General features: G+C 72.5%; 11 protein-coding genes. 1 reads left to right on the top strand and 10 read right to left on the bottom strand.

Annotated features, from left to right (window positions below; genetic code table 11):
- Window position 1 precedes the first annotated feature (1 nt).
- The 6 genes from ACWC5C_RS27770 to ACWC5C_RS27745 form a co-directional block, all read right to left on the bottom strand.
- Entirely contained in the window at window positions 2–997 is a 996-nt protein-coding gene (locus ACWC5C_RS27770) for an aldo/keto reductase (RefSeq protein WP_450879641.1), read from the bottom strand.
- A 38-nt stretch (window positions 998–1,035) separates the two neighbouring features.
- Window positions 1,036–2,076: an ABC transporter permease gene (locus ACWC5C_RS27765; protein WP_450879639.1), complete on the bottom strand. Its 1,041-nt coding sequence runs from the start codon at window positions 2,074–2,076 to the stop codon at window positions 1,036–1,038.
- Window positions 2,073–3,674: a sugar ABC transporter ATP-binding protein gene (locus ACWC5C_RS27760; RefSeq protein ID WP_450879637.1), complete on the bottom strand. Its 1,602-nt coding sequence runs from the start codon at window positions 3,672–3,674 to the stop codon at window positions 2,073–2,075. The genes ACWC5C_RS27765 and ACWC5C_RS27760 overlap by 4 nt, the downstream gene beginning before the upstream one ends.
- A gap of 2 nt (window positions 3,675–3,676) precedes the next feature.
- Window positions 3,677–4,711 (bottom strand): sugar ABC transporter substrate-binding protein, encoded by a 1,035-nt coding sequence (locus ACWC5C_RS27755; RefSeq protein WP_450879635.1) that lies wholly within the window; start codon window positions 4,709–4,711, stop codon window positions 3,677–3,679.
- A gap of 183 nt (window positions 4,712–4,894) precedes the next feature.
- Window positions 4,895–5,671 (bottom strand): SDR family NAD(P)-dependent oxidoreductase, encoded by a 777-nt coding sequence (locus tag ACWC5C_RS27750; protein ID WP_450879633.1) that lies wholly within the window; start codon window positions 5,669–5,671, stop codon window positions 4,895–4,897.
- Complete coding sequence (locus tag ACWC5C_RS27745) at window positions 5,668–7,029, bottom strand: enolase C-terminal domain-like protein (RefSeq protein ID WP_450879733.1); 1,362 nt, start codon at window positions 7,027–7,029, stop codon at window positions 5,668–5,670. The genes ACWC5C_RS27750 and ACWC5C_RS27745 overlap by 4 nt, the downstream gene beginning before the upstream one ends.
- 256 nt (window positions 7,030–7,285) lie before the next feature.
- Here ACWC5C_RS27745 and ACWC5C_RS27740 point away from each other — a divergent pair, with 256 nt between their 5' ends.
- Window positions 7,286–8,350, top strand: a complete 1,065-nt coding sequence (locus tag ACWC5C_RS27740; RefSeq protein ID WP_450879631.1) for a PAC2 family protein — start codon at window positions 7,286–7,288, stop codon at window positions 8,348–8,350.
- 412 nt (window positions 8,351–8,762) lie between these two features.
- Here ACWC5C_RS27740 and mshC read toward each other — a convergent pair whose 3' ends face one another.
- The 4 genes from mshC to ACWC5C_RS27720 all read right to left on the bottom strand — a co-directional run bounded on the left by mshC (window position 8,763) and on the right by ACWC5C_RS27720 (window position 12,372).
- On the bottom strand, window positions 8,763–9,992 hold the full coding sequence (mshC, locus tag ACWC5C_RS27735) for a cysteine--1-D-myo-inosityl 2-amino-2-deoxy-alpha-D-glucopyranoside ligase (RefSeq protein WP_450879629.1): 1,230 nt from the start codon (window positions 9,990–9,992) through the stop codon (window positions 8,763–8,765).
- Window positions 9,993–10,121: 129 nt separating this feature from the next.
- Complete coding sequence (locus tag ACWC5C_RS27730; RefSeq protein WP_450879627.1) at window positions 10,122–10,979, bottom strand: SCO1664 family protein; 858 nt, start codon at window positions 10,977–10,979, stop codon at window positions 10,122–10,124.
- Window positions 10,943–11,533 (bottom strand): DUF3090 domain-containing protein, encoded by a 591-nt coding sequence (locus ACWC5C_RS27725; RefSeq protein ID WP_385445262.1) that lies wholly within the window; start codon window positions 11,531–11,533, stop codon window positions 10,943–10,945. Before ACWC5C_RS27725 ends, ACWC5C_RS27730 begins: the two co-directional genes overlap by 37 nt.
- A gap of 143 nt (window positions 11,534–11,676) precedes the next feature.
- Window positions 11,677–12,372, bottom strand: coding sequence for a histidine phosphatase family protein (locus ACWC5C_RS27720; RefSeq protein WP_450879625.1), 696 nt, complete (start codon window positions 12,370–12,372; stop codon window positions 11,677–11,679).
- Between the last annotated feature and the right edge of the window lie 74 nt (window positions 12,373–12,446).

The raw sequence follows: 12,446 nt of genomic DNA, 5'->3' as shown, positions 1-12,446 counted from the left end.
CTCAGACCGGCAGCGGGATGTCGTCGTCCAGCAGGCCGCGCCTGACCAGCGCGTGCCACAGCTCGTCGGGGATGTCGTAGCCGAACATCTCGGCGTTGTCCCGCACTTCGTCGGGCCCGGCGGCGCCGACGACCGCCGACGCGACGGCCGGGTGGCCGAAGGGGAAGCGGAGGGCGGCCGCCCGCAGCGGCACCCCGAACTCGGCGCAGACGGCGGCGAGCCGCCGGGCCCGCTCGGCGATCTCGGGGGGCGCCTCCTCGTAGTTGTAGCGCGCGCCGGGGCGGGGGTCGGCGAGCAGGCCGGAGTTGTAGACGCCGCCGACCACGACCGACGTGCCGCGCCGCTCGCACACCGGCAGCAGGTCGTCGTACGCGGTGCGCTCCAGCAGGGTCCAGCGCCCGGCGCACAGCACGACGTCCACGTCGAGGTCGGCGACGAAGCGGGCGAGGATGTCGCTGTAGTTCATGCCGAAGCCGATGGCCCGGACGAGCTTCTGGTCGCGCAGTTCAGCGAGCGCCGGGAAGGCCGTCTCGTACACCTCGCGGATGTGGTTCTCCGGGTCGTGGACGTAGACGATGTCGAGGGCGTCGACCCCGAGGCGTTCGAGGGAGGACTCCAGGGAGGCCCGGATGCCGTCCCGGGTGAAGTCCCACTCGCGGACGCGGTCGGGGGTGTCCGCGAAGCCGTCCGCCTGGACGGCTTCGCCGGGCGCCCGGTCCCGCAGCCGCCGCCCGACCTTGGTGGAGAGCGTGTACGAGCCGCGCTCGCGCCCCGCGAGCGCGCGCCCCAGCCGCTCCTCGGACAGCCCGACGCCATAGTGCGGCGCGGTGTCGAGGTAGGTGCAGCCGAGTTCCAGGGCGGCCTCGACGGTCGCCAGGGCGCGTTCCTCGGGCACGGCGGCGTACAGATTCGCCAGCGGGGCGCAGCCGAGCCCGAGGGGTGGTACGTGGACGCCCGAGCGCCCCAGTTCGCGCGGTCCGCGCGGTAGCTGCGCCATGACTTCTCGCCTCTGTTTCCTGTTCTCGGTGCCGCGGCTCAGTCCTGCTTCTCGCCGCTCGCGTAGCGGGAGATGATCAGCGCGACGATGATGATGGAGCCGTTGATGAACTGGTTCCACAGTGGCGGCACGCCGCCGAGAGTCATCACATTGACGACCAATTGCAGCGTAAGCACACCCGTGAGGGCTCCGAAGAGCGTGCCGCGGCCGCCCTTGAGGCTGATGCCGCCGATGACCGCGGCGGCGAACACCTGGAAGATCCAGCCGTTGCCCTGGGTCGCGGCGACCGAGCCGTAGTGGCCGGTGTAGAGGATTCCGGCGAAGGCCGCCAGCAGCCCGCCGACGGCGAGCACGATCCAGGTGACGCGGTCGACGCGGATACCGGCGGCGCGCGCCGCCTCGGGGTTGCCGCCGATCGCGTACAGGGAGCGGCCGTGCCGCAGATAGCCGAGCGCCAGGCCGCCGAGCGCGTACAGGCCCAGGCACAGCCATACGGCGGCGGGCGCGCCCAGCCAGTCGGCCTTGCCGAGGTAACGGAAGGACTCGGGGACGTTGACGATGGACTGGCCCTCGGCGATGCCGACCTGGAGCCCGCGCAGCATGGTGAGCATGCCCAGGGTCGCGATGAAGCCGTTGACGCGCAGCTTGAGCATCAGGAAGCCGTTGGCCGCCCCGATCAGCGCGCCGACCGCCAGGCACAGCGGGATCGCGGTCCATACGGGCAGCAGCCCGAGCCCTTCGAAGCGGGCGCCGTGGGACGGCAGCACCAGCCACAGGGCGATCACGGGCGCCACCGCGATGGTGGACTCCAGGGAGAGGTCCATCCGGCCGCTGATCAGGATCAGCGCCTCGCCCAGCACCAGCAGCCCCAGCTCGGTGGACTGCTGGACGACGCCGATCAGGTTGTCCTCGGTGAGGAAGGCGGGCGAGACGATGAAGCCGATCACGCCCAGGACGAAGATCACCGGGACCAGGGACAGATCGCGCCAGCGGGCGATGTCGATCCGCGGACGCCCCCGGGCCCCCGCCGGTCCGTCCGCCACCGCCTCGGCGGGCTGCTGCCGTGCGGTACCGATCATGTCTGTGGTCCTCCTGTGCGGTCTTCGGTTCCACCGGCCGTGCCGTGCGTGGTGCCGTCCGTGCCCGTCGTGCCCGGTTCCGTGATGCCTTCCATCGCGGCGACCAGCTGGCGGTCGCTCCAGCCGCTGCCGAACTCGGCGACGACCCGCCCGTGGAAGAACGCCAGGACCCGGTCGCAGACCCGCAGGTCGTCCAGCTCGTCGGAGACGATCAGCGCGCCGCTCCCGGCCGCCGCGACATCCCGTACGACGCCGAGCAGCGCGTCCTTGGACTTCACGTCCACCCCGGCGGTCGGCCGGATGGCGACCAGCACGCTCGGTTCGCGGGCCAGCGCCCGCGCGATGACGACCTTCTGCTGATTGCCGCCGGACAGGCCCGAGACGGGCTGCGAAGGGCCCGAGGTCTTGATGTCGAGCGAGGTGATCATGCGCTGGGCGAACGCGCGGGTCCGGGACGGCAGCACCGTCCCGTACGGCCCGAGCTGGTCGGTGACGGTCAGCGTGGCGTTCTCGGCCACGCTGCGGCCCAGGACGAGACCCTGGTCGTGGCGGTCCTCCGGGACGTAGCCGATGCCCGCGTCGATGGCGTGCGGCACGCTGCCGGGACGCACCGGCCTGCCCCGTACGCAGACCCGGCCACCGCCCGGTTGCCGCAGGCCCACCAGAGTCTCGCCGATCGCCGTGTTGCCGCTGGCGGTCGCCCCGGCCAGGCCCAGCACCTCGCCCGGCCGCACCACCAGGTCCAGCGGCGCGAACTCGTCCTCCAGGGTGAGCCCTTCGGTGCGCAGCACCGGCTCGCTCCCGGGGTCGGCCTTGCGCACGGTGACGGGCGCGTGGACGGCGGCCCGGGCCTCGGCGGCGGCCTCGCCGTCACCCGTCATCGCCGCGACCAGGTCCTCCTTGGGGAGGTCGGCGACCGGGGCGGTCAGCACATGGCGGGCGTCGCGGAAGACGGTGACGGTGTCGCAGAGGTCGTAGACCTCCTGCAGGTGGTGCGAGATGAACAGGAAGGCGACGCCCTGGCGGCGCAGTTCGAGCAGCTTGGTGAAGAGCCGGTCGATGCCGCCCGCGTCGAGCTGCGCGGTGGGCTCGTCGAGGACGATCAGCCGGGCGCCGAAGGACAGCGCGCGGGCGATCTCCACGAACTGCCGCTGCTCGACGCCGAGGTCCTTCGCCCGGGTCTGGGGGTCCACGTCCACCCCGTACTCCCCCAGCAGCGCCCGCGCGTCCTCGCGCAGCGCGCGCCAGCGGATGCGCCCGGTGCCCTGGAAGCGGCCGAGGTAGAGGTTCTCGGCGACCGTCAGATGCGGGACCACCATCGACTTCTGGTAGACGCAGGCGACCCGGCGCTGCCAGGCCGCGGTGTCGCCGTAGCCGGGGGCGGGTTCGCCGGAGAAGGTCACCTCGCCCTCGTCTGGGCGTTCCATACCGGTGAGGACGGACACCAGCGTGGACTTGCCCGCCCCGTTGCGTCCGACGAGGGCGTGCGCCTCCCCGGGGCGCACGGCCAGGTGGGCGTGGTCCAGGGCGACGGTCGGTCCGAAGCGTTTGACGATGCCCTCCGCCCGGACCACGGTGGGCTCTGCTGCCGCTGCCATCGCTACTTCTTTTCGAGCTGGTTGGCCCACAGCTTCGGGTCGTCGACGTTCTTCTTGGTGACGAGCGGCGCCGGAAGCTGGTCCTCCAGGCCGTTCTCGATCTTCACGATCTCCGAGCCGTGATCGGTCGGGCCGGGCCGATACGTCTTGTCCTCAAGCGCCGCCTTGGCGTAGTTCAGCGCCCACTTGGCGTAGAGGTCGGCGGGCTGGGAGAGGGTCGCGTCGATCTTTCCGGCGCGGATCGCGTCCAGCTCCTCCGGTATGCCGTCGTTGGAGATGATGGTGATGTGCCCCGCCGAGCCCGCGGGCTTGAGCAGCTTCTTCTGCTCCAGCAGCGCCAGGGTGGACTGCAGGAACGCGCCGCCGGCCTGCATGTAGATGCCGTCGAGCTTGCGGTGCTGGGCCAGCAGGCTCTGCAGCTTCGCGGAGGCGACGTCGCCCTTCCAGTCGGTGGGCAGCTCGTGCACCTTGATGCCGGGGTACTTCTTCTTCATGCACGAGGCGAACGCCTGCGAGCGGTCCCGGCCGTTGATGGAGCTGAGGTCGCCCTGGAGTTCGGCGACCCGGCCCTTGCCGCCCAGCTGCCGGCCGAGGTATTCGCACGCCTTGGTGCCGTACGCCCGGTTGTCGGCCCGCACCACCATGTAGATCTTCCCGGCGTCGGGGCGGGTGTCCACGCTGATGACGGGGATCTTCTTCTCCTCCAGCTGCTCCAGCGTGGAGGAGACGGCCCCGGTGTCCTGGGGGGCCATGACGATCGCCTTGGCGCCCTGGTCGGTGAAGGCCTGGACGTTGGAGACGAGCTTGGAGATGTCGTTCTGCGAGTTGGACAGGGGGAGCGCGGAGACCGTGCCCTTGTCGATGCCCTTCTCCAGGTACTGCTGGTAGGAGTTCCAGAAGTCGGTGTCGGTGCGCGGCATGTCGATACCGACCTTGCCGCCGCTGGCGCCGTTGCTCTCACGGTTGCAGCCGGCCAGCCCGGCGACGGCGAGCAGCACGGCGCAGGCCGCGGCTCCGGTGGTGCGGAGTCTCGTCATCGAGTCCCGTCCTAAGTCGAGTTGTGCGACGTGCGTGGTGCGGGCGTGCGGTTACGAGGTGCGGCGGTGCGGGTGCGGTGCGTGGTGCGGGCGCGACGGTACGTCGTGCGGCGGTACGGTCCTGTGCGCGGCGGGCGGTGCGTACGGCGTGGTGCTCGGGTGGCGGTGCGTACGACGCGGTGCTCAGGTGGCGGGGCGCAGGCGCAGGCCCTGCATCCCGCCGTCGACGGCCAGCGCGGTGCCGGTGACGGCCGCGGCGGCCGGACTCGCCAGATACGCGACGGCCGCGGCGACCTCCTCGGCGGACACCAGCCGCCCGGTCGGCTGACGGGCCTCCAGGGCGGCGCGTTCGGCCGCCGGATCGGCGGCCTGGCCGAGCAGCCGCCCGACCCACGGGGTGTCGACGGTGCCGGGGTTGACGCAGTTGACGCGGATGCCCTCGCGTACGTGGTCGGCGGCCATGGCGAGGGTCAGCGACAGCACCGCGCCCTTGCTGGCGCTGTACGCGGCGCGCTGCGGCAGTCCCGCGGTGGCGGCGATCGAGCAGGTGTGGGTGATGGAGACGGCGCCGGGCCGGTCGGCCGCAGCGGCGCGCAGATGCGGCAGCGCGGCGCGCGCGGTGCGCACCAGGCCCAGCACGTTGACGTCCAGCAGCCGCTGCCACTCCTCGTCGGAGTTGTCCTCGACGGTGCCGATCGCGCCGATGCCCGCGTTGCCGACGACGGTGTGCAGGGCGCCGAATTCGGCCACCACCGCGTCCACCGCGGCCCGTACGCCCTCGTCGGAGGTGACGTCGGTCTTGACCGGCAGGGTCCCGGCCGGGGCGCCCGTCGGGTCCCGGTCGAGTACGGCGACCCGCGCACCGCGGTCGCGCAGCGTGGCGGCGATGGCGGCGCCGATGCCCGAGGCGCCGCCGGTGACGAGCGCGGCCAGCCCTTCGAAGTCGCCGGTGGGGCTCAAGAGGTCTCCTCCAGTCGTGCGTTCCGGGGTGCGGCGTGCTGTGGTGCGGCGTTGCGGGCCTGCCATTCGGGCCCGTCCGGGTAGCGGTAGGCGGCGATCGACTCGGGCAGCATCCGGGCGGAGAAGCCGGGGGCGAGCGGTGTGCGGTACCGGCCCGCCTCGACCACCGCCGGGTCGGCGAAGTGTTCGTGGAGGTGGTCGACGTACTCGATGACCCGGTCGTCCCAGCTGCCCGAAACGGCCACGAAGTCGAACATGGCCAGATGCTGCACCAGTTCGCACAGGCCCACGCCGCCCGCGTGCGGGCACACCGGCACTCCGTACTTGGCGGCGAGCAGCAGGATCGCCAGGTTCTCGTTGACCCCGGCGACGCGCGCGGCGTCGATCTGCACGAAGTCGACGGCTTCGGCCTGGAGGAGCTGTTTGAAGATGACGCGGTTGGCGACATGCTCACCGGTGGCGACCTTGACCGGCTGTCCGGCGCGGATGGCGGCGTGGCCGAGGACGTCGTCCGGGCTGGTCGGCTCCTCGATCCAGTGCGGGTCGTACGGCGCCAGGGCGCGCATCCAGCGCAGCGCCTCCGCGACGTCCCAGCGCTGGTTGGCGTCGACGGCGATCCGGATGTCCGGGCCGACCGCCTCGCGGGCCAGCCGCATCCTTCTGAGGTCCTCGTCGAGGTCGCCGCCCACCTTGAGCTTGATCTGGCCGAAGCCGTCGGCGACCGCCTCCTGGGCCAGCTTGATCATTTTGTCGTCGGAGTAGCCGAGCCAGCCCGCCGAGGTGGTGTAGGCGGGATAGCCGCGCTCGCGCAGCCGCGCGGCGCGCTCGGCGCGGCCGGGCTCGGCGGCGCGCAGGATCCGCAGCGCTTCGTCGCGGGTGAGGGCGTCGCTGAGGTAGCGGTAGTCGACGAGGTCGGCCAGTTCCTCGGGCGACATGTCGGCCAGGAACTGCCACAGCGGCTTGCCCGCGTGCCGGGCGGCGAGGTCCCAGGCGGCGTTGACCACCGAACCGGCCGCCATATGCATGACGCCCTTCTCGGGGCCGAGCCAGCGCAGCTGCGAGTCGTGGGTGAGGTCGCGGTAGAGATCGGCCAGCCCGGCCGCGGTGAGCGGGGCGGGGCGGCCGACGACCTGCGGGCGCAGGGAGCGGATGGCGGCGGCGGTCACGTCGTTGCCGCGGCCGATGGTGAAGACGAAGCCGTGTCCTTCGGCTCCGGAGGTGTCATCGGCGTCCGTACGGAGCACCACATACGCAGCGGAGTAGTCGGGGTCCGGATTCATCGCGTCCGAGCCGTCGAGCTGCTCCGAGGTGGGAAACCGGATGTCATGGACCTCGAACTCAGTGACGGTCGGGCGCAAACTCAATGGGGGCTCCCTGAACGACGCGCGATAGAACATCGGACCTTTAGCGGTGATCCGATGTATAGCGCTGGCTTGGGGGTCTCGTCCAGAGGTGTACCGCAACTTTCGGGAAACAGGTCGGATGAATCACTGTGGGTTGCTGTACGGGGGCTGCGGCGGGGCCCCCTTGAAGCCGTAGGCTTGGGGCGCACGTAAACGAACTGCAGCCGGAGGCGGTACGAAGCCGTCCGCCCCGGTCGGAAGGAGGCGCTGGGTGATCGAGCTTGAGGGGGTTCCCGAGCTGATCGACCCGGTCATGATCTGTGCCTTCGAGGGCTGGAACGACGCCGGAGATGCCGCCTCCACCGCGGTCGGGCACCTGGACCGGGAGTGGAAGGGCGACGTCTTCGCCGCTCTCGACGCCGAGGACTACTACGACTTCCAGGTGAACCGGCCCACCGTCGCTCTGGACAACGGGGTCCGAAAGATCACCTGGCCGACCACCCGGCTCTCCGTGGTCCGCGCGGAGGGCGGCGAGAAGACCCGCGACCTGGTGCTGGTGCGCGGGATCGAGCCGAGTATGCGGTGGCGGTCGTTCTGCAACGAGATCCTCGGTTACGCCCATGAGTTGGGCGTCGAGATGGTCGTCGTCCTCGGGGCACTGCTCGGCGACACCCCGCACACCCGGCCGGTGCCGGTCAGCGGTGTCACCTCCGACCCGGACCTGGCCCGCAGCCTCGACCTGGAGGAGACCCGCTACGAGGGGCCGACCGGCATCGTCGGCATCCTCCAGGAGGCCTGCACCCACGCCGGGGTCCCCGCGGTGAGCCTGTGGGCGGCCGTCCCGCACTACGTCTCCCAGCCGCCGAACCCGAAGGCGACCCTGGCCCTGCTGAACCGCCTGGAAGACCTGATCGGCGTCCGCATCCCGCTCGGCGAACTGACCGAGGACGCGCGCGCGTGGCAGCTCGGCGTGGACCAACTGGCCTCGGAGGACAGCGAGGTCGCCGAGTACGTCCAGTCGCTGGAGGAGGCCCGGGACACGGCGGAACTGCCGGAGGCGTCGGGCGAGGCGATCGCGCGCGAGTTCGAGCGCTATCTGCGGCGGCGTGATGGGTCGCCGGGGGCGCCGGGGGGTCATGCGACGGAGACGGGCACCGGCGGGGTGGCCGACGGCCCGTACCTCCGCGACCCCGGAAGTGCCCACCCCCGCCCCCGAAAACCGTCCGCGAAGGACGACGAGGGCGGCGAGGCCCCTGGCGGGAGCGGCGAGTCCGGCGCGGGCGCCGAGGACGCGGAGAGCACCGACGCGGAGGACCGCCCGGACGACCAGGGCTGAGCCCGCTGCGCGTACCCGCCGGGCGGACCGATCCTGCGGTCCGCCCGGCGGGTACGCGCGGCGGGAGCGGTCCGCAGCCCCCTGAGCTCTCGCCGCCGACCGCGGCCCGGTGGCCGGGTTGTGCCCACCCGTTCCTCCCCCAGCTACCGCTGGGAGGTGCCCCCTCCGCGGAACGATTGCCCACAACGGGTCCAACATGCGGCCCTGGCCCGGGGGCCCGAACGGGGCGCCGGGGACGCAGCCCCAAGCGGGGGCGGGGGTCCGGGGGCGGAGCCTCCGGTTTCGGGAAGGGGCGGGGCTGGGGAAAGCCCTCCGGCACCACGCCCAGCGGCGCCCCCTCAGCCATGTCGCCCCGGCCCCCGGGTAGCGGGGGCCGGGGCGACAGCCTCGGGTTCGAGGTGGGCGGGCGTCCCTACAGGGCTACGCCCAGGAGGGCGTCCACCGCGCGTGACACCAGGCCCGGCGCGCCCTCGTCCTCGCCGCCGGTCGAGGACTGCGCGGCCGCCCAGCGGTCGACGGCCGCGAGGGCCGTCGGGGAGTCGAGGTCGTTCGCCAGGGCCTCGCGCATCTCCTCCACCAGCGCGTCCGCCGACGGGCCGTCCGGCCGCGAGACGGCGGCGCGCCAGCGGGCGAGGCGGGCCTCGGCGTCCCGCAGGACGCCGTCGGTCCACTCCCAGTCGGAGCGGTAGTGGTGGGCCAGCAGGGCGAGCCGGATGGCCGCCGGGTCGACGCCGTCGCGCCGCAGCGCGGAGACGAAGACCAGGTTGCCCTTGGACTTGGACATCTTCTCGCCGTTCAGCCCGACCATCCCGGCGTGCACGTACGACTGCGCGAACGGCCGCTCGCCGGTGAGGACCTGGGCGTGCGAGGCGCCCATCTCGTGGTGCGGGAAGGCGAGATCGGAGCCGCCGCCCTGGACGTCGAAGCCCATGCCGAGGTGGTCGAGGGCGATGGCGACGCACTCGATGTGCCAGCCGGGGCGGCCGGGGCCGAGCGAGCCGCCGTCCCAACTCGGCTCGCCCTCACGGGCGGTCACCCACAGCATCGGGTCCAGCGGGTTCTTCTTGCCCGGGCGCTCCGGGTCGCCGCCGCGCTCGGCGGACAGCAGCCGCATGGCCTCGGCGTCGAGGCGGCTGACCGAGCCGAAGGCGGGGTCCGACTCCACGGAGAAGTAGATGTCGCCCTCGACCTCGTACGCCGCGCCCGCGTCCCGCAGCCGCTCCACGAGCGGCATGATCCCCGGTATGGACTCGACGGCACCGATGTAGTGGCGCGGGGGCAGCATCCGCAGGGCCGTCATGTCCTCGCGGAAGAGGGCGGTCTCGCGCTCGGCGAGGGCCGTCCAGTCGTCGCCGTTCGCCACGGCCCGCTCCAGCAGCGGATCGTCGATGTCCGTGACGTTCTGGACGTAATGGACCTGGCGCTTGGTGTCGAGCCACACGCGCTGAACGAGGTCGAACGCGTTGTAGGTCGCCGCATGACCCATGTGGGTCGCGTCGTACGGCGTGATGCCGCAGACGTAGATGCGGGCGACGGGGCCGGGGGTGAGGGCGATCGGTCCCCCGGTCGCGGTGTCGTGGATCCTGAGGTCGCGGCCACTGCCAGGCAGGGCGGGAACCTCGGAAGCGGGCCAGGCATACATGCAATGAGCGTAACCGGATGCCGGTTCCGGATACGAACCGGACCGGCCCTGCTGACCGTTTGTTGGCCGGATAGGCGGTCTTGCGTTGTCGCCCGTGAGCTGCTTAGCCACCCTTCCGCAGCGGTCGGCTCAGACCGGCGGCCACGGAATGGCGGGCCACTGACCGCTGGGCGCGGGGTGCACCCCGGTCCGCAGCAGCGCCGCCACCCGGGCCCGCAGCGCCTCGATCTCGGCGCCGGTGATCAGCTTCGCCAGCCGGGCGCGGAGCGGCCCGTCGTCGGCGAGCTGGTCCGCCAGCCCGCGCAGCACGTCCAGCGCGTCGTCCGGCAGGGCCTCCCCCGCCCATCCCCACAGCAGGGTGCGCAGCTTGTCCTCGGCATTGAAGGTCACACCGTGATCAATCGCATAGAGCCGACCGCCCGCGGCGGGCAGCAGATGGCCGCCCTTGCGGTCGCCGTTGTTGATCACCGCGTCGAGTACGGCCAGCTGCCGCAGCCGTACGTCATCGGCGTGCACCAGCAGCGCGGTGCGGCCCTCGCCCACCTCCGCGAAGCCGACCGCCTTCCAGCCGGGCCCCGGCTCGTCGCCCTCGACGAGCGCGAGCAGCTCGGGCTCGTCGGAGTCACCGGCATCGCCGGAGCCATCATCCGCGACCTCGACCCACAGCTGGCACATGCCCTGCCCGTACGGCCCGTCGCGCAGCACGGTGGGCGGGACCAGACCCCACCCGGTCGCCTCGGAGATCTCGTACGCCGCGACCTCGCGCTGGGCGAGCGTGCCGTCCGGGAAGTCCCACAGCGGCCGCTCCCCGGCGACCGGCTTGTAGACACAGGGGGCGCTGTGGCCCTCGTACTCGACCGTGCAGTACAGCACCGCGTTGGACGCCTCCCGGACCCGGCCGCGCACCGTCAGCTCGCCCAGGGCCAGCAGCTCGGACGGCTCCGGGGGCGTCAGGCTTCGCGGCGGTATCCGTTCTGGCGCGGACATACGTGTCCTTCCGGGTCGAGCGGCAGGCTGCACAGCGGGCAGGGCGGCCGGCCGGCGTTGACGACGTCCAGCGCCCGCTTGGCGAAGGCGCGGGCCTGGGTGCCGGTGAGCCGCACCCGCAGCATGGGCGGCCCGTTCACGTCGTCCTGCAGAAGCCGTTCCTCGGCCTCGGCGAGGTCCTCCTCGGACTCCGCCTCCAGCTCGACGAGCGCCTGCGCCTCGACGATCATGCGCTGTTCCTCGCCGTCCCAGGCGAGGGCCATGGTGCCGACGCGGAATTCCTCTTCCACGGGGGCGTCGAGGGGTGCGGTGTCGCTGAGATCGGAGGGGGCGACGGCCGGTACCGGGGCGTTGCCGCCGGTGCGCCGCACCACCTCGTCGAGCAGCTCGTCTATCCGCTCGGCCAGCGCCGCGACCTGGGTCTTCTCCAGTGCCACGCTGGTGGTCCGGCCACCCGCGGACGCCTGCAGGAAGAAGGTACGGCGGCCAGGCAGCCCGACCGTACCGGCGATAAAGCGGTCCGGCGGGTCATAGAGGAACACCTGACGGGACAACGTCCTGCTCCATTTACGTCGACTGGTCGGCTGGTTGACTGCTGCGGCGGGTGGTTCCGGCGGGGCTGCCGGGGGTCACGACCGCCCGGTCGCGGCTGTGGCGGCGCGGCCGCGCCGCGGCACCACCCTACTGCGCTCGGAGATCATGGTGCCCCCGCGTCGCCGCCCACCGCCGCGTCCCCGCCGCGGTCGGCCGGGGCGTCCTCCCGGGGCGCGAGCCCCGCGAAGTCGCCGGTGTCCCCCAGCCGTACGACGAAGGGCCTGGCGGGGGTGTAGCGGATCGCGGTGACCGAGCAGGGCTCGACCGAGATGCGCTGGAAGAGGTCGAGGTGGAGACCGAGCGCGTCCGCGACGATCGCCTTGATGATGTCGCCGTGCGAGCACATGAGATAGAGCGCGTCGGCGCCGTGCTCCGCCTCGATGCGGGCGTTCCAGTCGCGCACCGCGTCGACCGCGCGTGCCTGCATGGCGCGCATGGACTCGCCCCCGGGGAACGCGGCGGCGGACGGATGCTGCTGGACGATGTTCATCAGTGGTTCATCGCTCAGCTCGGCGAGTTTGCGGCCCGACCAGTCGCCGTAGTGGCACTCCCCGATCCGCTCCTCGGTGTGCGTCGGCAGTTCGGGGCGGGCGGCGAGCAGCGGCGCGAGGGTCTCCTGGCAGCGCTGGAGCGGGCTGGTGACGGCGGCGGCGAGCGGCAGCCGGGCGAGCCGCCCGGGCAGTTCCGCGGCCTGCGCGGCGCCGCGCTCGTCGAGGGCGACACCGGGCGTCCAGCCCGCGAGGACGCCTGCCGTGTTCGCGGTGGACCGGCCGTGCCGGACGAGGATCAGCGTGGGCATGCCTGCCACCCTACGACCCCTCCGGGCCCGCTCAGGGTGGGTATGCGCCCGTCTTCGGCCGTCTTGTGACGTCC

Source organism: Streptomyces sp. NPDC001700 (assembly GCF_053596435.1).
The sequence above is the reverse complement of the archived record's forward strand: the minus strand, read 5'-3'. Positions and strand labels throughout refer to the sequence as shown.